This window comes from Shigella sp. FC1544 (assembly GCF_001722145.1).
Taxonomy (GTDB): domain Bacteria; phylum Pseudomonadota; class Gammaproteobacteria; order Enterobacterales; family Enterobacteriaceae; genus Escherichia; species Escherichia coli.
Genome location: NZ_MECT01000365.1, coordinates 1 through 764, shown reverse-complemented (window position 1 = coordinate 764; position 764 = coordinate 1). Strand labels below are relative to the sequence as shown.

Below are 764 nucleotides of genomic sequence, written 5' to 3'. Positions count from 1 at the left end.
CTGTATGAATCCCGCCTGAAGGGAAAGCTGCACGTAATCAGCAAGCGATATACGCAGCGAATTGAGCGGCATAACCTGAATCTGAGGCAGCACCTGGCACGGCTGGGACGGAAGTCGCTGTCGTTCTCAAAATCGGTGGAGCTGCATGACAAAGTCATCGGGCATTATCTGAACATAAAACACTATCAATAAGTTGGAGTCATTACCTAAGGTTCGTTGGTGCTGTTAGCACTGTATCCATTTTTAACTTACCATTAGTTCCTCGCCCCCACCACGTCCATAGCGTGTCAGGTCCTATTACATTTGTATGTAACTCTTTAGCTAATTGGCTAGCAAATGAATTTTGTCCTTTACTTGTATTACAAGAAAATAACCAAACTGTCATCCCATCTTTATAATTCCCATCAAATTTAATTAGATATGCTAGATCTTTAGCTGTCATGATACTGCGCGTTGCGGATTCAATAGATGTGGGGGTACCATGCCCCCCGATTGTGAAAACGCCTGGGATATTAATCTCATCAGCTACAGAATGGATAAGATCACTTTCGGGGTATAAATTTATATCAACCAAACCTTGCGGATCTACATTTATGACCGGATTCAACGGATACTGATAAAAAATCCATCCCCCCTTCAGCCCAATCGGATCCTGAGTGATATACCGCCCCTGCAGCGGGTCATAATAGCGGTGGCGGTTGTAATACAGGCCGGACTCCTCATCATACTGCTGACCCGGCAGGCGAATGAGCTGCTGCAGATGA

Annotated in this window: 2 protein-coding genes; one reads left to right on the top strand and one right to left on the bottom strand. The window is 45.2% G+C overall.

What is annotated here, in order from left to right:
- The coding region (locus BGK49_RS27655; RefSeq protein ID WP_000718190.1) for an IS1 family transposase at nucleotides 1-192 on the top strand (192 nt) is incomplete at its 5' end.
- 10 nt (nucleotides 193-202) lie between these two features.
- On the opposite strand, the gene BGK49_RS16350 is transcribed toward BGK49_RS27655, so the two are convergent.
- On the bottom strand, nucleotides 203-764 hold a 562-nt coding region (locus BGK49_RS16350), incomplete at its 5' end, for an RHS repeat-associated core domain-containing protein (protein ID WP_197672275.1).